Source organism: Psychrobacter immobilis (assembly GCF_904846235.1).
GTDB lineage: Bacteria > Pseudomonadota > Gammaproteobacteria > Pseudomonadales > Moraxellaceae > Psychrobacter > Psychrobacter immobilis_C.
In genome coordinates this window covers 1-1001 of record NZ_CAJGZN010000055.1, presented here as the reverse complement: position 1 = coordinate 1001, position 1001 = coordinate 1, and the positions used below count along the sequence as shown (strand labels likewise).

Below are 1001 nucleotides of genomic sequence, written 5' to 3'. Positions count from 1 at the left end.
TCCAGTGTTCATCTTTGAGCATGGTGCGAGGCATAGCGAACGATATCTTTTTTGTGTGAGAGCTTAAAGATTAACCGTTCGCTATTTTTTTTGCCATTAATTTGTCGCCAATGTTCAACACGCCCTAAGCTTTTTTATTAATTTGGTTAGCATCGCGGTAGAGTACCGAAAAACCTAAAAAGCATAGTTGTGATATCTTAGCTTTTTAGAAATGCCTCAATTTTTGGTTTAATAGTCATAGAAACAATGACCATTAATGTCAATCCTACTGGTAATGCAACTAGAAATCCTTCTAACCAGCCATTCAAAAATGCTGTCTGATTAGCAAAACCGATCGTCTTTGAGGCAGTACTAAAGGCCAGCATAGACTCCATTATGCAAGCCATCACTACACCTGTGATGAGATTGCGTTTGTACGCTTTGGTATTAGGTAGCTTGTGATTAATAAATTTTGTGACCAGACCCATCAGTAAGAAGCCAATCGGCATGATCGCATACGCTGCAAGTAGCGCTCTAGACCAGTCTATAAAAAATGTATCGGAATATCCGACATTCATATAGGTCATCACACCTGTTAAGAGACCACCTATGACAGTCATTAAGGCAAGTATTAATAACACTTTGTAGAGCAACGGTGTTTTTTTAGTGCCATCAATGAGCAAGGACTCGGTATTTGCCGGCATCGTATTTGGAGACATCGTTATTTTCCTATCATAAAGAGCGTTTAATTAGTCGGTGTTTTTTTCTGCCTGTCGATCGCTTACAGATTGGTCTTCTGCAACACCTGCTTTCCAGTAAGAAAAGGCATATAGCTCATCCTTAGACCACTGTTGCTCGACCTTTAGGTAATGGCGTAGCGCTTTGACAGATGAGAGGGTAACCCTCCCAAACTTAAGACACCTAATAAATAGAATTAAGCTGCCTGATTGAGTTTCTGTATCGGTGTAAAACCGCCATTGCCCATGTTTGGGCGCTTATGATTATAATGGTATAACCAGTTT

General features: G+C 40.1%; 1 protein-coding gene. It reads right to left on the bottom strand.

The annotated features are described in order from the left end of the window. Positions 1–197: 197 nt before the first annotated feature. Positions 198–698 (bottom strand): DUF2798 domain-containing protein, encoded by a 501-nt coding sequence (locus JMX07_RS13485; protein ID WP_201608433.1) that lies wholly within the window; start codon positions 696–698, stop codon positions 198–200. Between the last annotated feature and the right edge of the window lie 303 nt (positions 699–1001).